This is a genomic window from Rathayibacter sp. VKM Ac-2804 (assembly GCF_009866655.1).
Classification (GTDB): domain Bacteria; phylum Actinomycetota; class Actinomycetes; order Actinomycetales; family Microbacteriaceae; genus Rathayibacter.
Genome location: NZ_CP047420.1, coordinates 2,107,640 through 2,130,905 on the forward strand (window position 1 = coordinate 2,107,640; position 23,266 = coordinate 2,130,905).

A 23,266-nucleotide genomic window follows, 5' to 3' on the forward strand; every position below is an offset into this window, starting at 1 on the left:
GCGCCAGTTGATCGGTTCGCGCCACAAGGTGGCGGGAGGTGGACGGCCGGAATTACCGTTCCCCACTAGGTTCCGCCGACCTCGTCGCGAGCCGTCCTGCGGCCACCCGGCCGACGGAGCCGAAGGCCGATCGGTCTCGCTCCGCCCTCCTTCATCACCGCCTTCGAGAAGAGCCATGTCCGTCCGTTCCCGCCTGTCCACCCTCGCCCTCGCAGCTCTGCTCCTCGCCGGAGGAGCGGCCGCCGCCCCGTCCGCCGTCGCCGCGGAGGCCCCCGCGCTCTCGGTCGCCTCGTTCGGCGACTCGATCACCCGCGCCGCCACCACCTGCGGGGGCCGGGGAGACTGCCCCGTCAACTCCTGGGCCACCGGGTCCGCTCCCGCCGTCCACTCCGTCGCGACCCGCCTTCAGGAGCTGAACCCGGGTCGTCGCGTCACGGCGACGAACTACGCGAAGTCGGGCAGCCGGGTCGCGGGAGTCGCCTCGGCGGTCTCCGCCGCGGCGGCCGCTGGGGCCCGGCCCGGCGTCGTGACGCTGCTCATCGGCGGCAACGATCTCTGCCACCCCGATCTCCGCGCTGCCGCCGACGGCTACGCGATGACGCCCGCCGACGCGTTCGCCGCGTCCGCGACGAGTGCGCTGCACCGGATCAGGTCCGCCTGGCCGGAGGCGACCGTCCTCGTCGGGTCGGTCCCGGACGTGGCGTCCGAGTGGGCTGCGGTGCAGACCGGCGCGGGTGCGAGGACCTGGCCGTCGGCCAAGCTGTGCCGGACGACGCGAGGAGCCCTCGCCGACGACGTCGTCCAGACCGGTGACGCCTTCACCTCGACGGTGGCGGCCGCGGCCGAGCGCACCCGTCAGTACGACGACGCCCTCGCCTCGGCGTGTGCCGCCCTGGGTCCGCACTGCGTCTGGGACGGCGGCGCCCTCAGTCGCACGGAGATCCGCCCGGAGATCGTCTCGAGCGTCGACTTCTTCCACCCGAACGTCCAGGGCCAGGCCCTGATCGCGCGGGTGCTCTGGGGTCCGGACGCGATACCCGCCTGGGCGGCGCAGCTCACGTCGAGGGCCTCTGCTCCGACCAGCACCTCTGCTCCGACCAGCACCTCTGCTCCGACCAGCACCTCTGCTCCGACCAGCACCCCTCTTCCGACGAGCTCTCCTGCTCCGACGGCGGCTCCTGCTCCCAGCGGCACTCGCCGAGCGGCGAAGACGGTGACTCCCGCACGACCCGCCACTCCCGCGCCCGCGGCCTCACGCACGCCGGCGCCCCGTCCGGCCCCCGAGTCGTCCGGTCGAGCGCTGGTCGGCGCGAAGGACTCGACCGCCCCGGCGGTGCGGATCACGAGCCCGATCACCGGAAGCACCGTCACCGGGAACGCCGTGCTGACGGCGGTCTCGGACGCCGACACCGCCTCGCTCGTGTTCTCGAGCGGTGGCCGCCGGATCGGCGCGGCGAAGCAGGCCTCGAGCGGTGACTGGTCGCTGACGGTCTCGACGAGGGGCTTCCCGAAGGGCGAGCACGACCTCGTGGCCATCGCGACGGACCGCTCGGGCGACACAGGGACGAGCGCCCCGGTCACCGTCACGATCCGCTGAACCGGCCGGACACCTCCGCGCGGGGGAGCGAGGCCTTGCCGCGCGGACGCCGCCGCGCCATGCTCGTCTCAGCTCCCCTCGTCCCACCCCGCTCAGCGGCGGATCACGCCCGGCTCGCCGTGCCGTGCGACCTCCCCTCGACGCTCCACGAAGGCACCGCCATGCGCGCGCGTCCGAACCGCCACCCGCTCCGCTTCGCCGTCGCCCTGGCGGCCGCGATGCTCGTGCTCGCGAGCGCGGCCGTCCCGGTCGCCGCGGCCGAGCGCGCCACGATCTCGGTCCTCGCGCTCGGCGACTCCATCAGCCAGGGGAGAGCCAGCTGCACGACCAAGGCCGACTGCCCGGTCAACTCCTGGTCGACCGGTTCCGCGCCCGCGGTCCGCTCCATCGCCACCCGGTTGCAGGAGATCGCTCCGGGCAGCGTCGTCAGCACGGCCAACTACGCGAAGTCCGGGAGCAGGATCCGTGCCGTCGCTGCCATGGTGACCACCGCGGCGGCGGCGGGAGCGTCGCCCGACGTCGTGACCCTGATGATCGGCGGCAACGACCTCTGCCACGGCGACCTCTACCCGGCGGCCGACGGCTACACGATGACGACGGCGGCGGCGTTCTCGACGTCCGCCTCCAGTCTGCTGCAGCAGATCGGCAGTACCTGGCCCACCGCGACGATCCTGCTCGGCTCGGTTGCGGACGTGGCCTCGGAGTGGGCGGGACTGCGCGGGGGACCGGCGGAGCCCGTCTGGGTCGCCGGCAAGCTGTGCCGGACGACCCGCGGTGTGACCGACACGGGCGTGCCCTTGACCGGCGAGGCGCAGACCGCCTCGGCGGCGGCCGCGGCCCTGCGCACCGAGCAGTACGACCGCGCGCTGGCCTCGGCCTGCGCCGCGGTCGGTCCGCGCTGCGTGTGGGACGGCGGCGCCTTCACCGCGACGCCGCTCACCCCCGACATCGTGTCGACCGTGGACTGGTTCCATCCGAACGCGCGCGGTCAGGCGCTGATCGCCGACGTGCTCTGGGGCCCGGAGCGAGTGCCGGCCTGGGCAGCGCGCTTCGCCGCGCCGCCGTCCCCGCCGCTTCCGTCCGTGACGCCGGCACCGACTCTCGAGCCGACGGCGACTCCGACTCCGGCTCCTGAGCCGACGGGTACCCCACTGCCGACGGACACTCCGGTTCCGGCGGGCGGTCCCCTTCCGACGGTCACGCCCACGGCGACCGCACCGGCGGAGCCCGAGCCCGCCGCCGCCCCGACAGCGCAACCGACCTCCGCGCCCACCTCGCCCGCGACACCTGCGCCCACTCCGTTCGCGACGCCGACGGCGGACACTCCGGCACCGACTCCGATTCCGACCGCGGCGCCGACGCCGACTCCGAGCCCGACCTCGACGCCGACTCCGACGCCTACGCCGTCCGCGACGCCGACGCGCACGCCGACGGCGACCCCGACCCCGACCCCGACGCGCACGCCGACGGCGACCCCGACCCCGACGCGCACGCCGACGGCGACTCCGACCCCGACGCGCACGCCGACCCCGACCCGCACTCCCTCCGCGACACCGACGCCGACTCCGGTCCGCGACACGACCGCCCCCGTCGCGCGCATCACCAGCCCGGCCGCCGGCAGCACGGTCGTCGGAACGGTCACGCTGGTCGCGGTCTCCGACCCCGACTCCGCCTCGCTCGTCTTCTGGTCCGGCACGACCCGCATCGGAGCCGGGAAGCAGGCCGCTGACGGCAGCTGGGCGCTCACGGTCTCGACGGGCGGATTCGCGAAGGGATCGCACCCGGTCACCGCGAAGCCGGTCGATCGCGCGGGCAACACCTCGACGAGCGCGGCCATCACCGTCACCGTCCGCTGACCAGGGGCGGCGCACCGAAGGATTCGACTTGTGCCGCGCCTCACCTATGGGGGGAGCAGTCCGGTCGTGAGGCGGCATCGCGCTGCGGTGGTGTCGGCCAGGCTCGGATCAGCCGGCCCCGCCGGAGAGGTCCGGCTCCCGCAGCGGTCCTTCGTCGGGCGGGATCCGGCCGTTCCCCTCCCCGTCCCCCCGGTCGCCCGGTCGACTGAGCCCGCGCCCCCGCGGTGCTCCCTCGCCGCGGCGCCACGTCGTCCCACGAGAGCAGAGTCATGCCTCCGCGCCCGGCCCGCCGTTCCCCCCTGTCCGTCCTCCTTCTCCTCCTCGCGCTCCTCGCCGGCGGTGCCGCCGTCCCCGCCGCAGCCGCCGAGTCCGCGTCCACCCTCTCGGTCGTCTCCTTCGGCGACTCCATCACCCGCGGCGCCTCGAGCTGCGGCACACGAGCCGACTGCCCGGTCAACTCCTGGTCGACCGGGAGCGCGAGCGCGGTCCGCTCGATCGCCACCCGGCTCCAGGAGGTGAACCCGGGCAGCGTCGTCACGACGGCGAACTACGCCAAGTCGGGCAGCCGGATCAATACCGTGCCGGCGACCGTGACCGCCGCTGCCTCGGCCGGCGCGGACCCCGACGTCGTGACCCTCCTCGTGGGCGGCAACGACCTCTGCCACCCCGACCTCACCGCAGCCGCCGACGGGTACGCCATGACTCCCGCCGCATCCTTCGCCGCGTCGGCGTCGAGCATCCTGCGCCAGATCGGCTCGACCTGGCCCGAGGCGACCGTCCTCGTCGGCTCGATGCCGGACATCGCGTCCGAGTGGGCCGCCCTGCGCGGAGGCCCCGCTGAGGCGGGCTGGCCGGCGAACCGCCTCTGCCGCACGACCCGCGGCGCGACGGCCGACAACGTCGTCCAGACCGGAGACGCCTTCGCGGCGGCGGTCACCGCCGCAGCGCAGCGCACGCAGCAGTTCAACGAGGCGCTCGCCACGGCCTGCGCGGCCGTCGGCCCCCGCTGCATCTGGGACGGCGGCGCCTTCACCGCCGCCGGAGTCTCGCTCGACATCGTCTCGACCGTCGACTACTTCCACCCCAACGTCCGCGGGCAGGCCTTCCTCGCCGGCATCCTCTGGGGCCCCGAGGCGGTGCCCGCCTGGGCCGCCCCCGCGGGCACGCCGACGGCCACGCCGACGCCGACGGCGACCGCCACGGCGACCGCGACGCCCATGGCGACCGCGACGCCGACGCCGACCGCGGCGCCGACGGCGACCGCGACGCCGACGGCGACCGCGACGCCGACGCCGACCGCGACGCCCACGGCGACCGCGACGCCGACGCCGACCGCGACGCCCACGCCGACGGCCACGCCCCTCCCGACCGCGACTCCGACTCCGACTGCCACGTCGGCTCCGAGCGCGACTCCGACAGCGACACCGGAGCCCGCCGACTCGCCCGTGCCGACGGCGACCCCCGCGCCGACCGCCGCTCCGAGTCCCACCGCAACGGCGACTCCGGCGCCCACGGCGACTCCGACGCCCACGCCCACCCCGGCTCCGACGCGCACGCCGACGCCCACCCCCGCTCGCGACACGACGGCGCCGACCTCGCGGATCACCAGCCCGACCGCGGGCAGCACTGTCGTCGGCACGACCACCCTCGTCGCGGTCGCGGACGCCGACACCGCGTCGCTGGTCTTCTGGACCGGCAGCACGCGCATCGGGACGGCGAAGCAGGCGGCCGACGGCACCTGGAAGCTGACCGTCTCGACCAAGGGCTTCCCCAAGGGCGAGCACCAGGTGGTGGCCAAGGCGACGGACGCGGCAGGCAACACCGGGACGAGCGCCCCGGTCGCCGTCACCGTCCAGTGACCTCCGGCCCCGCCTGCTGATCGAGTAGCCCTCGCAGAGGGCGTATCGAGGTCCACCCTGCTCGGCACGGCGGGTCTCGATACGCCGCTGCGCGGCTGCTCGACCAGCAGGGGGCAGGCGCGCCGAGTCGCCTGCTGATCGAGTAGCCCTCGCAGAGGACGTCTCGAGATCCACCCCTGCTGGGTACGGCGGCCTCGATGTGCCGCTCTGCGGCTGGTCGACCGGCATCGGGGAAAGGAGGAACTGGAGGGGCTGACGAGAATCGAACTCGCATCATCTGTTTGGAAGACAGAGGCTTTACCACTAAGCTACAGCCCCGGAATCGGCGGTGGAGGTGCTCCGCCCCGGGTCGCCCTCTCGAGCGAGGCCCGTCGTCTCGACCGGGCACCAGGACACTGTAGTACAGGACGGGGAGCGGCGGCGACGCCGTCCCGCCCGCGGGTCCCGCGAGACTGTTCCGGGCGCAGGAGTGCGGTGCAGTACACTTGCGAAGGCCATTTCGGCGTGTCGCGCCAGTGACCGTGCAGGAAGGGCTCGACGAGAGTCCTCATCGGCACGGTGCACAGCCCGCGCAACCGGGGCGTAGCTCAGCTTGGCTAGAGCGCCCGCTTTGGGAGCGGGAGGTCGCAGGTTCGAATCCTGTCGCCCCGACCACGAGTACTCATCGTGACGACATCGACCCGTGACGACCGGTCACACGGCGCCGACACCAACCAGCACAGGAGATCCCCTCACGTGAAGACCACGGTAGAAAAGCTGAGCCCGACCCGCGTCAAGCTCGCGATTTCGGTCACCCCGGACGAGCTCGGCCCCAGCATCACCCACGCGTACGGCCACATCGCCGAGCAGATCAACGTCCCCGGCTTCCGCAAGGGCAAGGTCCCGCCGGCGATCGTCGACCAGCGGGTCGGCAAGGCCGCCGTCCTCGAGCACGCGGTCAACGAGGGGCTCGACGGCTTCTACCGCGAGGCCGTCCGCGAGACCGAGGTGCGCCCCCTGGGCCGCCCGCAGGCCGACATCGTCGCCTGGCCGAGCGACAAGGACTTCACCGGCGACCTCGAGCTCGCCATCGAGGTCGACGTCCGCCCCGAGATCACCGTTCCGGACTACGACGGCCTCGCGCTGACGGTCGATGCGGCCGAGGTGACCGACGCCGATGTCGACGCCGAGCTCGACAAGCTCCGCAGCCGCTTCGGCACGCTCGTCACCGTCGACCGCCCGGCGACGACCGGCGACTTCGCGCAGATCGATCTGATCGCGACCATCGACGGCGTCGAGGTCGACACGGCCAACGCCATCTCCTACGAGCTCGGCTCGGGCGAGCTGATCGAGGGCATCGACGAGGCGCTCGACTCGCTCACCGCGGGGGAGAGCACCACGTTCACCGCTCCGCTGCTCGGCGGCGACCACGCCGGCCAGCAGGCCGAGATCGCCGTGACGCTCACCGCCGTCAAGGAGCGCGAGCTCCCCGACGCCGACGACGACTTCGCGCAGATCGCCAGCGAGTTCGACACCATCGCCGAGCTGCGCGACTCGCTCAAGGAGCAGGCCGCTCAGCAGAAGACCTTCGGCCAGGGCGGCCAGGCGCGCGAGAAGCTCGTCGAGGCCCTGCTCGAGCTCGTCGAGGTCCCCGTCCCCGCCGCGCTCGTCGAGGACGAGGTGCACCGCCACCTCGAGGGCGAGAACCGCCTCGAGGACGCCGAGCACCGCGCCGAGGTCACCGAGGCCAGCGAGAAGACCTTCAAGACCCAGATCCTCCTCGACCACGTCGTCGAGCAGGAGAAGGTCCAGGTCAGCCAGGACGAGCTCACGCAGTACCTGATCCAGGGTGCGGCTCAGTACGGCATGGAGCCGAACGAGTTCATCAAGATCCTGTCCGAGAACAACCAGATCGGCCAGATGGTCGGCGAGGTCGCCCGCAACAAGGCGCTCGCCATCGTCCTGGGCAAGGCGAAGGTCACCGACACTGAGGGCAACGCCGTCGACCTGACCGCTTTCACCGCCGTCCCCGGGGACGACGCGGACGAGACCGCCGCCGACGACGCCGCGACCGACGAGGTGGACGCCCCCGCCGCCGAGGCCGTCGAGGAGGCCGTCGTCGAGGAGGCGCCCGCCGCCGAGGCGCCCGCCGCGGAGGAGGAGGCCGCTCCGGCCCCCAAGAAGAAGCGCGCCCCCGCGAAGAAGAAGGCTCCGGCCGCCGAGGAGACCCCGGCCGCCGAGTAGTCCTCGCCGCAGAACGTCAGGAGCCGCTCCCGGATCGCCGGGGGCGGCTCTCGTCGTCCCGGCCCGGGTCCGGACGCGGGTCCCGCCCGCAGTCCGCCCGGGGCGAACACCGGCCGCTCCGGCTCCGCCCCGGGCGAACACGGCGGAGTCGGCCGGGTGCCGTCCGATAGATTCGCCTCCGAAGCGACAACTGAAACGGAGCGACACATGGCCGAAATGGCGATGCCCAACAGTGTTTTCGACCGCCTTCTCAAGGACCGGATCATCTGGCTCGGTTCTGAGGTGCGCGACGACAACGCGAACGAGATCGCAGCGAAGCTCCTGCTCCTCGCGGCCGAGGACGCCGAGAAGGACATCTTCCTGTACATCAACTCGCCCGGCGGCTCGATCACCGCGGGAATGGCGATCTACGACACGATGCAGTTCGTCCCGAACGACATCGTGACCGTCGGGATCGGCATGGCGGCGTCCATGGGTCAGCTCCTGCTCACCGCGGGGACCCAGGGCAAGCGCTACATCACGCCGAACGCCCGCGTCCTGCTGCACCAGCCGCACGGCGGGTTCGGCGGCACCGCGTCCGACATCCAGACCCAGGCGCAGCTCATCCTCGACATGAAGAAGCGCCTCGCCGAGATCACCGCGCAGGCGACCGGCAAGACCGTCGAGCAGGTCAACGAGGACGGCGACCGCGACCGCTGGTTCAGCGCCGAGGAGGCTCTGGCCTACGGCTTCGTCGACCACATCCGCTCCTCGGCGACCGACGTCGCCGGCGGTGGCGGAACCGCCGCCGACAGCTGAGTCCCCCCGACGCGCCGAGAGATCAGGAAGAGACAATGAACACACCCACCTTCGGCGGGACGGCCTTCGGCTCCGGAGCCGCGCCCTCCTCCCGCTACATCCTCCCCACGTTCGAGGAGCGCACGGCCTACGGCTACAAGCGCCAGGACCCCTACGCGAAGCTCTTCGAGGACCGCATCATCTTCCTCGGCGTGCAGGTCGACGACGCGTCCGCGGACGACATCATGGCCCAGCTCCTCGTGCTCGAGAGCCAGGATCCGGACCGCGACATCGTGATGTACATCAACTCGCCCGGTGGCTCCTTCACCGCGATGACGGCGATCTACGACACGATGCAGTACATCCGCCCGCACATCCAGACCGTCGTCCTCGGCCAGGCCGCATCGGCCGCAGCGGTGCTCACCGCGGCGGGCACGCCCGGCAAGCGCCTGGCGCTGCCGAACGCGCGCATCCTGATCCACCAGCCGGCCGTGCAGCAGGGCGGTGGCCAGGCCTCGGACATCGAGATCCAGGCCGCGGAGATCATGCGCATGCGCGAGTGGCTCGAGAAGACGCTGTCCTTCCACTCCAACCGCTCTCCGGAGCAGGTCAAGAAGGACATCGACCGCGACAAGATCCTCGGCGCCGACGACGCGCTCGAGTACGGACTGATCGACCAGATCCTGACCAGCCGCAAGGGCGTTCCCGCCCTCACGGTCTGAGGTCGGGAGACCGACCGATCGTCGAAGGGCCGGGAGGCGGAGCGATCCGCCTCCCGGCCCTTCCGCGTCCGAGGGCCGATGCGCGCCCTCGAGACTTAGCAAACCGACACGGGCGGGGCAATGGTCCGCCGATCCGGCCCGCCTGCCGAGCCGCCTCGGCTCAGCGGCTAGGCTCGGACCAGAGTTCGGCGGTTCCGCATGACCGCCCTCTGCGAGACGCCCGGGGGCACCGCCGCCCGAAGGCACCGACGCACGACAAGGAAGTGGGGCATCCCCGTGGCACGTATTGGCGAAAGCGCCGATTTGCTGAAGTGCTCGTTCTGCGGCAAGAGCCAGAAGCAGGTCCAGCAGCTCATCGCCGGTCCCGGCGTCTACATCTGCGACGAGTGCGTCGAGCTCTGCAACGAGATCATCGAGGAGCGCCTCTCCGAGTCGAGCGAGGAGACGAGCCACGAGTTCGACCTCCCGAAGCCGAAGGAGATCTACGGCTTCCTCGAGGAGTACGTGATCGGCCAGGAGCAGGCCAAGCGCGCCCTCGCCGTCGCGGTCTACAACCACTACAAGCGCGTGCGGGTGCGCAACACCATCACCGCCGCGGACGCGATCCACGACGAGATCGAGATCGCGAAGAGCAACATCCTGCTGATCGGCCCGACCGGCTGCGGCAAGACCTACCTGGCGCAGACCCTCGCCAAGCGGCTGAACGTGCCGTTCGCCGTCGCCGACGCGACGGCGCTCACCGAGGCGGGCTACGTCGGCGAGGACGTCGAGAACATCCTGCTGAAGCTGATCCAGGCCGCGGACTACGACGTCAAGCGGGCCGAGACCGGCATCATCTACATCGACGAGGTCGACAAGATCGCCCGCAAGGCCGAGAACCCGTCGATCACGCGCGACGTCTCGGGCGAGGGCGTGCAGCAGGCGCTGCTGAAGATCCTCGAGGGCACCGTCGCCTCGGTGCCGCCGCAGGGCGGGCGCAAGCACCCCCACCAGGAGTTCATCCAGATCGACACGACGAACGTGCTGTTCATCGTGGCCGGCGCCTTCGCCGGGCTGGAGGACATCATCTCGTCGCGCGCGGGCAAGCGCGGCATCGGCTTCGGCGCCCCGCTGCACAACAAGCAGGACGAGATCAACATCTTCAGCGAGGTCCTCCCGGAGGACCTGCACAAGTTCGGGCTCATCCCCGAGTTCATCGGCCGCCTCCCGGTCGTCACCACCGTCACCCAGCTCGACCAGGTCGCCCTGATGCAGATCCTGACCGAGCCGCGCAACGCGCTGGTCAAGCAGTACCAGCGGATGTTCGAGATCGACGGGGTCGAGCTCGAGTTCGACCGCGGCGCCCTCGAGGCCATCGCCGATCTCGCGGTGCTGCGGCAGACCGGGGCCCGCGGTCTCCGCGCCATCCTCGAGGAGGTGCTCGGCCCGATCATGTTCGAGGTCCCGTCCTCCGACGAGGTCGCCCGCGTGGTCGTCACCCGGGCCGCCGTGCTCGACAACGCGGCGCCGACCATCGTCCCGCACGCTCCCCGCCGCCAGGAGAAGAGCGCCTGAGTCCCTCTCGCCGGGCCGTCGCGTGACCAGTTCACGCTGATTGGCCCGGCGATCGGCGTCTCGGTGCGGACGCGGTTCCCTACTCTGGCGGAGCGCATCGCCGATGCGTCCGCCGGCCCCAGCGCCCGGGCGGGTCAGCGACCGGAGGCACCGCCATCGTCCAGCCGCTCCTCGCCGGGATCGTCGCCGCTCTCACCGGCTTCTCCAGCTCCTTCGCCATCGTTCTCGCGGGCGTCGTCGCCGTCGGCGCGACCGACGCGCAGGCCGCCTCCGGTCTTCTCGCGGTCTGCGTGCTGCAGGGTGTGCTCTGCATCGCCCTGAGCGTGCGCTACCGGGTGCCGATGACGTTCGCCTGGAGCACCCCGGGCGCCGCGCTGCTCGCCGCCACCGCGACCCTGCCCGGCGGCTTCGACCGCGCGGTCGGCGCCTTCCTCGTCGCCTCCGCGCTGATCGTCGTGACCGGGCTCTGGCCGGCGCTCGGCAGGCTCGTGGCGCGGATCCCGCGGCCCCTCGCGAACGCGATGCTCGCCGGCATCCTCTTCCCGCTCGTCCTGGCGCCCGTGCGGGCCGCGGTCGAGATCCCGCTGCTCGCGCTGCCCGTCATCGCGCTCTGGCTGATCCTGCTCCGCCTCCTGCCGCGCTGGGCGGTGCCGGCGGCGATCGTGCTCGCGATCGTGCTGCTGCTCGTCACCGACGGCGCCGCCCTCGCGGGGGCGCCGCTGCTGCCGGTGCCGGTGCTCGTCGCCCCGGTCTTCGAGATCGGCGCGATGGTCGGCATCGGCCTGCCGCTCTACGTCGTGACGATGGCGGGGCAGAACATCCCCGGCATCGCGGTGCTGTCGAGCTTCGGGTTCGAGGCGCACTCGCGGCCGGCGATCGTCTCCAGCGGTCTCGCCTCGGGCGTCTCCGCGGTGTTCGGGGGAGTCCCGGTCAACTATGCGGCACTCAGCGCGGCTCTCACCGCGGGGCCGGAGGCGTCGCCGCAGCCGGAGCGCCGCTGGATCGCGTCGGTCTCGGCGGGGGCGTCCTACCTGGTGCTCGGCACGGTCGCCGGAGCGGCCGCCGCCCTGGTCTCCTCGGCCAGTCCGCTGCTGATCGAGGCCGTCGCCGGGCTCGCGCTGCTCGGCGTCTTCGTCTCATCGGTGCAGGCCGCCGTCGAGGACGCGCGACTGCGCCTCCCCGCGGCGGCGACCCTGCTCGTCACGGCGTCCGGCATCGCGGTCGCGGGGATCGGCTCCGCGTTCTGGGGACTCGTGGTGGGGCTGGTCGTGCTCACCTGGCTGCAGCCGCGCCGGGACGCCCGCCACTCCTGACCCGGGGGAGGTGCGGGAGCAGCCGTCGGCTCAGGCGAGTCCGCGGCGCCGGAGAAGCGGTTCGGTGCGCGCATCCCGCCCGCGGAACACGCGGTAGGCGACGAGCGGATCCCGCGAGCCGCCGATCTCGAGGATCTGCCGGCGGAACCGCTCGCCGGCCGCGCGGTCGAGTCCACCGTTCTCCTCGAACCACTCGACCGTGTCGGCGTCGAGGATCTCGCTCCAGATGTAGGAGTAGTAGCCCGCGGAGTAGCCGCCCGAGAAGACGTGCTTGAAGAACGTGCTGCGGTAGCGCGGCGGGATCGCGGGGATCAGCAGTCCGGCGGCGTCCAGCGCGTGCGCCTCGAACTCGCCGACGTCGACCCGCGGGGCCCCCGCCGGCGTCTCGTGCCAGGCGAGGTCGAGCAGCGCGGCGGCGAGGTACTCCGTGGTCCCGAAACCCTCGCCCCAGAGCGCGGCAGCCTCGAGCTGCTCGACCACCGCAGGCGGCAGGGACTCACCGGTCTCGACGTGCCGGGCGTAGGCGGGCAGCAGCTCCGGGTGCCGGATCCACATCTCGTTGACCTGGCTGGGGAACTCGACGAAGTCGCGGAACACGCTCGTCCCGCCGAAGCGCGGGTAGCGCGTGGTCGCGAAGAGGCCGTGCAGCGCGTGCCCGAACTCGTGGAAGAGGGTCTCGACCTCGTCGAGGCTCAGCAGTGCCGGCTCGCCGTCCCCGGGCGCCGAGATGTTCAGCGTGTTCACGACGACGGCGGAGTCGCCGAGCAGCGTCGTCCGGGTGCGGAGGGAGTTCATCCAGGCCCCGCCGCGCTTGGAGTCGCGCGTGAACGGGTCGAAGAGGAAGAGGCCGAGCGGCGCGCCGTCCTCCTCGACGACCTCGAAGACCCGGACGTGCGCGCTGTGCCCGATCAGGTCGGGCCGCTCCGCGAACCGGACGCCGTAGAGCCCGGTGGCGGCGGCGAAGACGCCCTCGCGCAGGACGCGCTCGAGCTCGAAGTACGGGCGGAGCGCGCTGGAGTCGACGGCGTAGCGGGCAGTGCGGACCCGCTCCTCGTAGTAGGCGCGGTCCCAGGCCTCGAGCGTGAAGCGCGGCCGACCAGCGGCGTCCTGCTCGGCGTCGGCCTGCTGCTGCATCTGCGCGAGCTCGGCGCGGGCGTTGTGGGCGGCGGGGATCGCGAGCTCCTCGAGGAGGGCGCGGACGCGCTCCGGAGTGCCGGCCGTCTGGCCCGAGATCACGTACTCCGCGTGCGAGGAGTACCCCAGGAGTGCGGAGCGCTCGGCGCGCAGGGCGACGATGTCGAGCAGGAGCTCCCGGTTGTCGTGCGGTCCGCCCTCCTCGGCGCGGCCGAGGGAGGCGCGCAGGATCCGCTCGCGGACGGCGCGCTCGCGCAGGCGCGCGAGCCACGGGTGCCCGGAGTAGAGGGGGAGCGTGACGAGGTAGCCGTCGGCACCGCGATCCGCGGCGGCGCGGGCGGCGGCGGAGATCTCGGACGCGTCGAGCCCGTCGAGCTCCTCGGCGCGCTCGAGCAGCACGGCCCGGTCGTTGGTGTCCGCGAGGAGGTTCTTGTCGAATCGCGTGGTGAGGCTCGAGAGCTGCTCGTTGAGCGCGCTGAGGCGCGACTTGCCCGCGTCGTCGAGGAGTGCGCCGGCGCGCTCGAAGCGCAGGAGGACGCGTTCCAGCAGGTAGGCGGTCTCGTCGTCGAGGTCGAGGTCGGCCGCCCCGTCCGCGAGCGAGCGGACGCGCGCGTACAGGCGCGGATCGAGGGTGATCGCATCGTCGTGCGCGGAGAGGAGCGGAGCGAGCTCCTCCTCCACGGCGTCGGTCAGCGGCGTGCGGTCGGAGGCGCCCACGGTGAAGAAGACCGCGCTGACCCGGCGCAGCTCCCGGCCGGAGCGCTCGAGCGCCACGAGGGTGTTCTCGACCGTCGGCTCGTCCGGTGAGGAGGCGATCGCCTCGATCTCGGCCCGGTGGCGCCGCAGTGCCTCGTCGAAGGCCGCGCGGTACGCCTCCGGATCGACCGCCGCGAAGTCGGGCAGCCCGTGCGGCAGCCCGCTCGGCTCGAGGAGGACGGCGACGGCGGCGGGAGTGCTCATCCAGCGAGCCTAGGGGCGCCGACGCTGCGGGCGGGGTCGGCAGTCCGCCCCTGCTGGTGAAGGCGGGCCTCGATGCGCCGCTGCGCGGCTACTCGACCAGCATGAGGGGAGCACGCTGATCGAGTGACCCGCGCAGCGGCCCGCTCATGGTGATCGAGTAGCCCCGCAGGGGCGTATCGAGATCCACCCGCATCAGGACCTGCGGAGCGGGTCAGCCCCAGTCCTCGTCCTCGCCCTCGACGCGGCCCTGCGGCTGCGTGATGTAGGCGGCGTCCTCGTCCGGGCGGTAGGTGATGGTGGTGCCGTCGTCGAGCTCGAGCACCGGCTTGCCCTCGAGCCAGGTCAGCGTCCAGCGCCAGGCGGAGCTGTCCGTGCCGGCGGAGGCGAGCTCGCCCTCCACGTCGCGGACGGCGGTGACGACGATCTCGGGCAGGGTGGACGGCGTGTCTCCGCCGACCGGCCAGCGCGTTCCGAGCTGCATGGGGTGTTCCTCTCGAGAAGAGGGGGAGCGGACCGGAGCCCGCTCCCCGGGTGATCAGGCGGTCGGCTCGGTCTCGAGCTCGATCTGCACGGACAGCGCATCGCCCTCGGCGAAGTCGAGCGCGGCGATCCGGCCGACGGCCGCGAGGTCGCCCACGGCGAGCCGCAGGGACGCCACCAGCTCGGCCGGCGCGGTGACGACGGCGGAGCGGGCGGGCGTCTTCTGCGAGGCCTTCGCGTCGGTCTTCGCCCGGCGGATCGCGGTGAGCACGGTGCTGGCGGCGGTCAGCACGGCCGGGTCACCGCCGAGCGCGGCCTGCTCCGGCCAGGGCTGCAGGTGCACCGAGCCGTCGTGCGACCAGGACCAGGTCTCCTCGACCGCGAACGGGATGAACGGCGCGAACAGCCGCTGCAGCACGTCCAGCGCGCGGTGCAGGGCGGCGGCCGCGGAGGCGCCGTCCTCGCCGTAGGCGCGCTCCTTCACCAGCTCCAGGTAGTCGTCGCAGAACGTCCAGAAGAACGCCTCGGTGGTCTCGAGCGCACGGGCGTGGTCGTAGTTCTCCAGCGCGGTCGTGGCGTCCGCCACCACGCCGTCGAGAGCGGCGAGCATGCTCAGGTCGAGCGGGTCGCTCACCGTCGCGCCCTCCGGCAGCGGGAAGCCGTGGATGAACTTCGCCGCGTTGAGCACCTTGATCGCCAGACGCCGGCCGATCTTGATCTGCGTCGGGTTCTGCGGGTCGAACGCGGCGTCCGTGCCCAGGCGCGAGGAGGCGGCCCAGTAGCGCACCGCGTCCGAGCCGTGCTGCTCGAGCATTCCGGCCGGCGTGACGACGTTGCCCTTCGACTTCGACATCTTCTTGCGGTCGGGGTCGACGATGAAGCCGGAGACCGTCGCGGTGCTCCACGGCGCGCGGCCGTCCTCGAGCTGCGAGCGCAGCAGGGTCGAGAAGAGCCAGGTGCGGATGATGTCCTGACCCTGGGGGCGGAGGTCGTAGGGCGCCACGAGCTGCCAGAGCTCGTCGTCGCGCTCCCAGCCGCCGGCGAGCTGCGGCGTCAGCGACGAGGTCGCCCAGGTGTCCATCACGTCGAGCTCGCCCTGGAAGCCGCCGGCCGTGCCACGCTGGTCCTCCGAGTAGCCGGGGGCGGCGTCCGAGGACGGGTCGACGGGCAGCGACGACTCGTCGGGCACGATCGGCGCGTCGAAGACCGGGTTGCCGTCGCCGTCGAGCGGGTACCAGACCGGGATCGGCACGCCGAAGAAGCGCTGGCGCGAGATCAGCCAGTCGCCGGCGAGGCCGTTCACCCAGTTCTCGTAGCGGACGCGCATGAACTCGGGCACGAACCGCACGTCGCGGCCGAGCTCGAGCAGGCGCTCCTTGAGCCCCGCGTCGCGGGCGCCGTTGACGATGTACCACTGCCGGGTCGAGACGATCTCGAGCGGCTTGTCGCCCTTCTCGAAGAACTTCACCGGGTGCACGATCGGGCGGGGCTCGCCGACCATCTCGCCCGACTCGGTGAGCAGCGCGACCACGGTCTGCTTCGCGGAGAACACCGTCTTGCCGGCGAGCTGCGCGTACGCGGCCCGGCCGGCCTCGCTCTCGATGGCGGCGGGCGCCTCGGAGATCAGGCGGCCGTCGAAGCCGATGACCGCGCGATTGGGCAGGTCGAGCTCGCGCCACCAGACGACGTCGGTCAGGTCGCCGAAGGTGCAGATCATCGCGATTCCCGAGCCCTTGTCCTTCTGCGCGAGGTGGTGCGCGAGCACCGGCACCTCGACGTCGAAGAGCGGGGTGCGCACGGTCGTGCCGAAGAGCGCCTGGTAGCGCTCGTCGTCCGGGTGCGCCACGAGGGCGACGCAGGCGGGCAGCAGCTCGGGGCGCGTCGTCTCGATGAAGACGTCCTCCGCGCCGTCGCGGTGGAAGCCGATGCGGTGGTACGCGCCGGGCTGGTCCTTGTCCTCCAGCTCGGCCTGCGCGACCGCGGTGCGGAAGGTGATGTCCCAGAGGGTCGGCGCCTGCGCCTGGTAGGCCTCACCGCGGGCGAGGTTGCGCAGGAACGCGCGCTGGGAGGCGGCCTGCGACTCCTCGCCGATGGTGCGGTAGCTCTGCGTCCAGTCGACCGAGAGGCCGAGGGTGCGCCAGAGGTCCTCGAACTGCTTCTCGTCCTCGACGGTGAGGCGCTCGCACAGCTCGATGAAGTTGCGGCGCGAGATCGGCTTCTGGTCGGCCGCCTTGCTGCTCTTGTTGTCGCCGCCCTCGAACGGCGGCACGAAGTCCGGCGTGTAGGGCAGCGTCGGGTCGCAGCGGACGCCGTAGTAGTTCTGCACCCGGCGCTCGGTGGGCAGGCCGTTGTCGTCCCAGCCCATCGGGTAGAAGACGCTCTTGCCGCGCATGCGCTGGAAGCGCGCGACGACGTCGGTGTGCGTGTAGGAGAAGACGTGCCCGATGTGCAGCGAGCCGGAGGCGGTCGGCGGCGGGGTGTCGATCGAGTAGACGTCGGCGCGGGAGAGCCCGGTGCGATCGAACCGGTAGGTGCCGTCCGTCTGCCAGACGAGGCCCCACTTGCTCTCGAGGCCCTCGAGGGCGGGCTTGGCGGGGAGGCGGTCGGCGACGGTCATGGTTCTCCGGTTCGATATGGGCGGCACCGCGTCGGTGGTGATGATGCCTGGGTGGGGGCTCTCGGAGCGTGTCGCTCACCGGCCGCGACGATCCTACCGCGGGGCCGGGGAGGCGCGGCGGGCGGGCGCGGTCAGCCGACGACGGGCGCGAAACCGCGGCAGACCGGCGTCAGCGCCTCGTCGAGGTAGGGCACGAGCTCGCCCCGTGTCGGCCCTGCGGCCGCCCAGGCCTGCACCGCGGCGACCGCCGCGCCGACGCTCGCGTAGGCGATCGCGTGCGCCACATGGGCCGGCAGCGGACGACCGGCGCGGGCGCGCACGAACTCCGCGACGACCGCCGCCTGCCGCGCGAGCCGCGAGAGCGCCGAGGCCTGCAGCTCGTGCACGCTGCCGATCAGCTCGGTCTGGGTCAGCGCCCAGGGCACGCTGGACGGACCGAAGCCCGCGCCGACCGCGAGCAGCGCGCCGCGCAGGGCGTCCATCGTCGACGCGTCCCGCGACGCGGCCTCGAGCGCCGCCGGGAGCTCGGCGAGCCGGTCGTCGACGAGCACCCAGAAGACGTCGCTCTTCGAGGCGAAGTAGTTGAAGAAGGTGTTGCGCGAGACGCCGGCGTGCTGGGCGATCTGCTCGACCGTCGTCCCCGCGTAGCTCTGCTCGACGAAGAGATCGAGGGCGGCGTCCTCGAGCATCGATCGCGACGACGCGCGCGGCCGCCCGCGACCCGCTCCCGCTGTCCGCGCCATGACCGCCTCCGCCCCTGCCCGGCGACCGCCGACGCGCTAGGATAACGGGTGGACGACTTCGACCCGGCCATCACCGGTGAGTCTCCGGAAGAACAGCCCGGCTCCGGCCGCGGCCCAGTAGACCCGGACGGGTACGGCCCGTGACAGCCGATCGAGTGGGAACGACCAGGGACAGTCCGCGAGGGCCGGTCCTGGGCGGTTCAAGCGAGGTGGTACCGCGACCCGGCCCGGGGTCTGAGATCCGGGCGGGCCGTCCTCGTGCAGACCAGCAGCACTGCCAGGAGACCGCACGTGACCTACCCCCTGACCCCGCCCACCCCCCGCGACGCCGAGAGCACCGGCGATTCCGAGCGCATCGGAGTCGCCGCGAGCACCGGCTCCGCCTTCGGCCGCGGCGTCCCCGCGTCGCCGCGCTTCCCGGAGATCGAGGAGAAGGTCCTCGCCTACTGGAAGGCGGACGACACCTTCCAGGAGTCGATCCGCTCCCGCGAGGGCGCCCGGGAGTGGGTGTTCTACGACGGCCCGCCCTTCGCCAACGGCCTGCCGCACTACGGGCACCTGCTGACCGGCTACGCCAAGGACGTCTTCCCCCGCTTCCAGACGATGCGCGGCAAGCAGGTGCACCGCCGCTTCGGCTGGGACACGCACGGCCTGCCCGCCGAGCTCGAGGCGGAGCGGCAGCTCGGCATCACCGACAAGTCGCAGATCGAGGAGATGGGCGTCGCCGCGTTCAACGCCGCCGCCAAGGAGTCGGTGCTCCGCTACACGGGGGAGTGGCAGGACTACGTCACCCGCCAGGCGCGCTGGGTCGACTTCGACGACGACTACAAGACCCTCGACCCCACCTTCATGGAGTCCGTGATCTGGGCCTTCAAGCGGCTCTACGACAAGGGCCTCGCCTACGAGGGCCACCGCGTGCTGCCCTACTGCTGGCGCGACCAGACGCCGCTCTCGAACCACGAGCTGCGGATGGACGACGACGTCTACAAGACGCGCCAGGACCAGACGGTCACGGTCACCTTCCCCCTCGTCGGCGAGACCGCCGAGGCGCTGAACCTCACCGCCGTCCGCGCCCTCGCCTGGACGACGACCCCGTGGACCCTGCCCACCAACGCCGCCCTCGCCGTCGGCCCCGACATCGAGTACGCCGTGCTGGCGGCCGGGCCGAACGGCGCCGCCGACGGCAAGGGCGAGCCCGAGGAGCGCGAGCTCTCGGCCGAGTACCTGCTCGCCATCGACCAGGTCGGCGCCTACGCCAAGGAACTCGGCTACGAGGACGCGGAGTCGGCGCTGGCCGCCGTCTCGCGCACGCACCGCGGCAGCGAGCTCGAGGGCATCAGCTACGACCGCCTCTGGGACCACTACGCCGACATCGAGCAGTGGGGCACGCAGAACGCGTGGCGCATCCTCGTCGCGGACTACGTGACCACCAGCGAGGGCACCGGCATCGTGCACCAGGCGCCGGCCTACGGCGAGGACGACCAGAAGGTCTGCGAGGCGGCGGGGATCCCCGTCATCATCTCCGTCGACGACGGCGGCCGCTTCCTGCCGCAGATCAGCGAGGTCGCCGGCCTGCAGGTCTTCGAGGCCAACAAGCCGCTGACGCAGCTGCTCAAGGCGCAGCACCGCCTGCTCCGCCAGGCCAGCTACGAGCACAGCTACCCGCACTGCTGGCGCTGCCGCAACCCGCTGATCTACAAGGCCGTCTCCAGCTGGTTCGTCCGCGTCACCGCGATCCGCGACCGGATGGAGGAGCTCAACCAGGAGATCACCTGGGTCCCCGAGAACGTCAAGGACGGCCAGTTCGGCAAGTGGCTCTCCGGCGCCCGCGACTGGTCGATCAGCCGCAACCGCTACTTCGGCTCGCCGATCCCGGTGTGGAAGAGCGACGACCCGGACTACCCGCGCATCGACGTCTACGGCTCGCTCGACGAGCTCGAGCGCGACTTCGGCGTGCGCCCGGAGGACCTGCACCGCCCGTACATCGACGAGCTCACCCGCCCGAATCCCGACGACCCGACCGGCCGGTCGACGATGCGCCGCATCAGCGACGTGCTCGACGTCTGGTTCGACTCCGGCTCGATGCCGTTCGCACAGGTGCACTACCCGTTCGAGAACTCCGACTGGTTCGACTCGCACAACCCGGCCGACTTCATCGTCGAGTACATCGGGCAGACCCGCGGCTGGTTCTACACGCTGCACGTGCTCTCGACCGCGCTCTTCGACCGGCCGGCCTTCCGCAACGTCGTCAGCCACGGCATCGTGCTCGGCAACGACGGGCAGAAGATGTCCAAGTCGCTGCGCAACTACCCGGACGTCGCCGAGGTCTTCGATCGCGACGGCTCCGATGCGATGCGCTGGTTCCTGATGTCGAGCCCGGTGCTGCGCGGCGGCAACCTGGTCGTCACCGAGGAGGGCATCCGCGAGGGCGTGCGCCAGGTGCTGCTGCCGCTCTGGAACACCTGGTACTTCTTCTCGCTCTACGCCAACGCGTCCGTCGACGCCGCGGGCGAGGGCTACAGCGCGACCCGCCGCACCGACTCCGGGGACGTGCTCGACCGCTACCTGCTGGCCAAGACGCACGACCTGATCGAGACCGTCACCGGCCACCTCGAGGCGCTTGACTCGACCCTCGCGGCGGCCGCGCTGCGCGACTTCGCCGACGTGCTGACCAACTGGTACGTCCGCCGCTCGCGCGACCGCTTCTGGCAGGGCGTCGACGCCGAGGGCCGCGGCACGGAGGCGTTCGACACGCTCTTCACCGTGCTCGAGACGGTCTGCCGGGTCGCCGCGCCGCTGCTCCCGCTGATGACCGAGGAGATCTGGCAGGGGCTGACCGGCGGGCGCAGCGTGCACCTGGCCGACTGGCCGGACGCGGCCGAGTTCCCGGTAGACGAGTCGCTCGTGCACGCGATGGACGCCGTCCGCGGCATCTCGTCGACGGCGCTGTCGCTGCGCAAGCAGGCCGGCCTCCGAGTCCGCCTGCCGCTCGCGCGGCTCACCGTGGTCGTCGAGGACGCCGCCGAGCTGGCGCCGTTCGAGGCGATCCTGCGCGACGAGCTGAACGTCAAGGAGGTGTCGCTGGTCCCGCTGGTCGAGTCCAGCGCGGCCGACTACGGCGTCACCTCGCGCCTCTCCGTCAACGCGCGGGCCGCCGGTCCGCGCCTCGGCAAGGGCGTGCAGACCGTCATCAGGGCCGCGAAGGCCGGCGACTGGAGCGAGACCGACGGCGTCGTCACCGCCGGCGGCGTCGAGCTCGTCGAGGGCGAGTACGAGCTGACCCTCGAGGTCGGCGGCTCCGGTGCCGACGACCGCGCGATCGCGCTGCTGCCCCGCGGCGGCTTCGTGCTGCTCGACACCGCGACCACGCCGGAGCTGGAGGCCGAGGGCCTGGCCCGCGACCTGATCCGCGCCGTGCAGGACGCCCGCAAGGCCGCCGGACTCGAGGTCAGCGACCGCATCGAGCTCGAGATCGTCCTGGACGAGATGAGCATGGCGGCCCTCGAGCCGCACGCGCTCTGGATCGCCGAGGAGACCCTCGCGACCGGCTTCGCCTTCGCCGCGCTCACGACGGCGCTGGAGGGCGGCGAGGGTGCGATCGCCTTCGGGCCCGCCGGCACCGCCATCATCCGCGTCGAGAAGGTGGAGGCCTCCGATGTCTGACAAGGACCGCTACTCCGAGGAGGACGCCCGGCTCGCGCGTGAGGCGGCCGACGCCGTCTACGCGAGCCTGCTGAAGCGGCTCGGCGAGGCGAACCCCCGCCCGCGGCTCGCACCGACGCGGCGGGCCGTCGACTACATGGGCGACCCGCAGCAGGCCTACCCCGTCATCCAGGTCGCCGGCACCAACGGCAAGACGTCGACCAGCCGGATGATCGAGAGCCTGCTCCGCGCCCACGGGCTGCGGGTCGGCCTCTTCACCAGTCCGCACCTCGAGCGCTTCAACGAGCGCATCGTCATCGACGGCGAGCCGATCTCGGACCTGAGCCTCGCCACGAACTGGATCGACGTCGAGCCCTACCTCACCATGACCGACGCCGAGCTCGTCGGCCGGGGCGAGAGCACGCTCTCGTTCTTCGAGGCGCTCACCGTGCTGGCCTACGCGGCCTTCGCGGACGCCCCGGTCGACGTCGCGGTGATCGAGGTCGGCATGGGCGGCGAGTGGGACTCCACGAACGTCGCGGACGCGCAGGTCGCCGTCTTCACGCCGATCGCGCTCGACCACACCCGGCAGCTCGGCGCGACGATCGAGGAGATCGCCCGCACCAAGTCCGGCATCGTGAAGCCCGCCGCCGCCGTGGTGTCGGCGAAGCAGACCAGCGAGGCGGAGGCGGTGCTGCGGCAGGCGGCCGAGCTGACCGAGTCGACGATCGTGTTCGAGGGCGCCGACTTCGACGTCGAGTCGACCACGGTCGCCGTGGGCGGCCAGCTCGTCTCCGTCCGCGGTCTCGTCACCCGCTACGAGCAGCTGCTCCTGCCGTTCTTCGGCGATCACCAGGCCGAGAACGCGGCGGTCGCGATCGCCGCGGTCGAGACGTTCCTCGGCGGCGGCACGCAGGAGCTGACCGGGAACGTCCTCGACGAGGGCTTCGCCGCCGCGACCTCGCCCGGCCGCCTCCAGATCGTCGGCCAGTCGCCCCGCACCGTCGTCGACGCCGCGCACAACCCGCACGGCGCCGCCTCCCTCGCCGCCGCGATCGAGCGCTACTTCGACTTCGACCGGGTCACCGCGGTCATCGGCGTCCTCGCCGAGAAGGACGCGGAGGGCATCCTGCGCGCTCTGCTGCCGGTGGTCGACGAGCTGATCGTCACCACGGCGCCGAGCGACCGCGCGGTCCCGGCCGAGGAGCTCGCCGAGCTCGCTCGCACCGTCTTCCCTGCAGAGTCCGTCCGCGTCGCGGCGGACGCCGACGGCGCCCTCACGGCCGGCCGGCTGCTCGCCGCCCGCACCGACAAGGGCGCCCTGCTCGTCACGGGCTCGATCACCCTCGTCGGCCGGACGATCACCGTCGCCCGCGACGAGAACTGGCTCGGCGCGTGAGGGCCGGCCGGCCGCGCCGCACCCGGACCGTCCGCGAGAGCCTCGGCTCGATCGTCCTCGGCTTCGAGTCCGTCATCGTCTTCCTCGCGACGCTCGTCGCCTTCGGGCTGAAGGCCGCCGATCCGGTCGTCGTGCTCGTCGGGGGAGCGGTGGTCTGCCTCGCCCTCGTCGCGACGCTCGGCCTGCTGAACCGGCCGGCCGGCTTCCGGCTCGGCTGGATCCTCCAGTTCGTTATCGTGGCCACCGGTGTCCTGGTCCCGATCATGTTCGTCATCGGTGCGGCGTTCGTCGCCCTGTGGACGTACTGCATGGTCACCGGCACCAAGCTCGACACCCAGGACCGCCGCGCGGCGGACGGGCCCACCGACCCCACCCCCACCTAAGGAGACC

15 protein-coding genes and 2 tRNA genes are annotated in these 23,266 nt (G+C 72.3%); 12 read left to right on the top strand and 5 right to left on the bottom strand.

Features of this window, described 5'->3' with window-relative positions; translation table 11 throughout:
* Nucleotides 1-175 precede the first annotated feature (175 nt).
* The 3 genes from GTU73_RS19490 (at nt 176) to GTU73_RS09985 (ending at nt 5,312) form a co-directional block, all read left to right on the top strand.
* Nucleotides 176-1,597 carry a GDSL-type esterase/lipase family protein gene (locus GTU73_RS19490; protein WP_160089085.1) on the top strand — a complete coding sequence of 474 codons (1,422 nt, stop codon included), beginning with the start codon at nt 176-178 and terminating at the stop codon, nt 1,595-1,597.
* Nucleotides 1,598-1,758: 161 nt separating this feature from the next.
* Nucleotides 1,759-3,453, top strand: coding sequence for a GDSL-type esterase/lipase family protein (locus GTU73_RS09980; protein ID WP_160089087.1), 1,695 nt, complete (start codon nt 1,759-1,761; stop codon nt 3,451-3,453).
* 269 nt (nt 3,454-3,722) lie between these two features.
* A complete protein-coding gene (locus tag GTU73_RS09985) occupies nt 3,723-5,312 on the top strand; it encodes a GDSL-type esterase/lipase family protein (protein WP_160089089.1) in 1,590 nt (529 codons plus the stop codon).
* A 244-nt stretch (nt 5,313-5,556) separates the two neighbouring features.
* Here GTU73_RS09985 and GTU73_RS09990 read toward each other — a convergent pair.
* Nucleotides 5,557-5,630, bottom strand: a tRNA-Gly gene (locus tag GTU73_RS09990).
* Between the two features lie 258 nt (nt 5,631-5,888).
* Between GTU73_RS09990 and GTU73_RS09995 the strand changes: the two genes are divergently transcribed.
* The 6 genes from GTU73_RS09995 to GTU73_RS10020 all read left to right on the top strand — a co-directional run bounded on the left by GTU73_RS09995 (nt 5,889) and on the right by GTU73_RS10020 (nt 11,901).
* Nucleotides 5,889-5,966, top strand: a tRNA-Pro gene (locus GTU73_RS09995).
* An 81-nt stretch (nt 5,967-6,047) separates the two neighbouring features.
* Nucleotides 6,048-7,535, top strand: a complete 1,488-nt coding sequence (gene tig, locus GTU73_RS10000; protein WP_160089091.1) for a trigger factor — start codon at nt 6,048-6,050, stop codon at nt 7,533-7,535.
* 156 nt (nt 7,536-7,691) lie between these two features.
* Nucleotides 7,692-8,333, top strand: a complete 642-nt coding sequence (locus GTU73_RS10005) for an ATP-dependent Clp protease proteolytic subunit (RefSeq protein ID WP_279630792.1) — start codon at nt 7,692-7,694, stop codon at nt 8,331-8,333.
* Between the two features lie 35 nt (nt 8,334-8,368).
* Complete coding sequence (locus GTU73_RS10010; RefSeq protein ID WP_123445811.1) at nt 8,369-9,034, top strand: ATP-dependent Clp protease proteolytic subunit; 666 nt, start codon at nt 8,369-8,371, stop codon at nt 9,032-9,034.
* A 276-nt stretch (nt 9,035-9,310) separates the two neighbouring features.
* On the top strand, nt 9,311-10,588 hold the full coding sequence (clpX, locus tag GTU73_RS10015) for an ATP-dependent Clp protease ATP-binding subunit ClpX (protein ID WP_123445812.1): 1,278 nt from the start codon (nt 9,311-9,313) through the stop codon (nt 10,586-10,588).
* Between the two features lie 155 nt (nt 10,589-10,743).
* Nucleotides 10,744-11,901 (top strand): benzoate/H(+) symporter BenE family transporter, encoded by a 1,158-nt coding sequence (locus tag GTU73_RS10020; protein WP_160091316.1) that lies wholly within the window; start codon nt 10,744-10,746, stop codon nt 11,899-11,901.
* 30 nt (nt 11,902-11,931) lie between these two features.
* On the opposite strand, the gene GTU73_RS10025 is transcribed toward GTU73_RS10020, so the two are convergent.
* From GTU73_RS10025 to GTU73_RS10040, 4 genes are all read right to left on the bottom strand, one after another.
* Nucleotides 11,932-13,995, bottom strand: a complete 2,064-nt coding sequence (locus tag GTU73_RS10025) for a M3 family metallopeptidase (protein ID WP_160089095.1) — start codon at nt 13,993-13,995, stop codon at nt 11,932-11,934.
* A 211-nt stretch (nt 13,996-14,206) separates the two neighbouring features.
* On the bottom strand, nt 14,207-14,476 hold the full coding sequence (locus tag GTU73_RS10030; protein ID WP_160089097.1) for a hypothetical protein: 270 nt from the start codon (nt 14,474-14,476) through the stop codon (nt 14,207-14,209).
* Between the two features lie 54 nt (nt 14,477-14,530).
* Nucleotides 14,531-17,092 carry a valine--tRNA ligase gene (gene valS / locus GTU73_RS10035; protein WP_160089099.1) on the bottom strand — a complete coding sequence of 854 codons (2,562 nt, stop codon included), beginning with the start codon at nt 17,090-17,092 and terminating at the stop codon, nt 14,531-14,533.
* Nucleotides 17,093-17,223: 131 nt separating this feature from the next.
* Complete coding sequence (locus GTU73_RS10040) at nt 17,224-17,835, bottom strand: TetR/AcrR family transcriptional regulator (RefSeq protein ID WP_160089101.1); 612 nt, start codon at nt 17,833-17,835, stop codon at nt 17,224-17,226.
* Between the two features lie 354 nt (nt 17,836-18,189).
* Between GTU73_RS10040 and ileS the strand changes: the two genes are divergently transcribed.
* From ileS to GTU73_RS10055, 3 genes are read left to right on the top strand one after another with little or no spacing between them, the layout of a single operon-like run.
* Nucleotides 18,190-21,498: an isoleucine--tRNA ligase gene (gene ileS, locus GTU73_RS10045; protein WP_160091317.1), complete on the top strand. Its 3,309-nt coding sequence runs from the start codon at nt 18,190-18,192 to the stop codon at nt 21,496-21,498.
* Nucleotides 21,491-22,876, top strand: a complete 1,386-nt coding sequence (locus GTU73_RS10050) for a folylpolyglutamate synthase/dihydrofolate synthase family protein (protein WP_160089103.1) — start codon at nt 21,491-21,493, stop codon at nt 22,874-22,876. Before ileS ends, GTU73_RS10050 begins: the two co-directional genes overlap by 8 nt.
* Complete coding sequence (locus GTU73_RS10055) at nt 22,873-23,259, top strand: DUF4233 domain-containing protein (RefSeq protein ID WP_244231591.1); 387 nt, start codon at nt 22,873-22,875, stop codon at nt 23,257-23,259. Before GTU73_RS10050 ends, GTU73_RS10055 begins: the two co-directional genes overlap by 4 nt.
* The last annotated feature ends 7 nt before the right edge of the window (nt 23,260-23,266 follow it).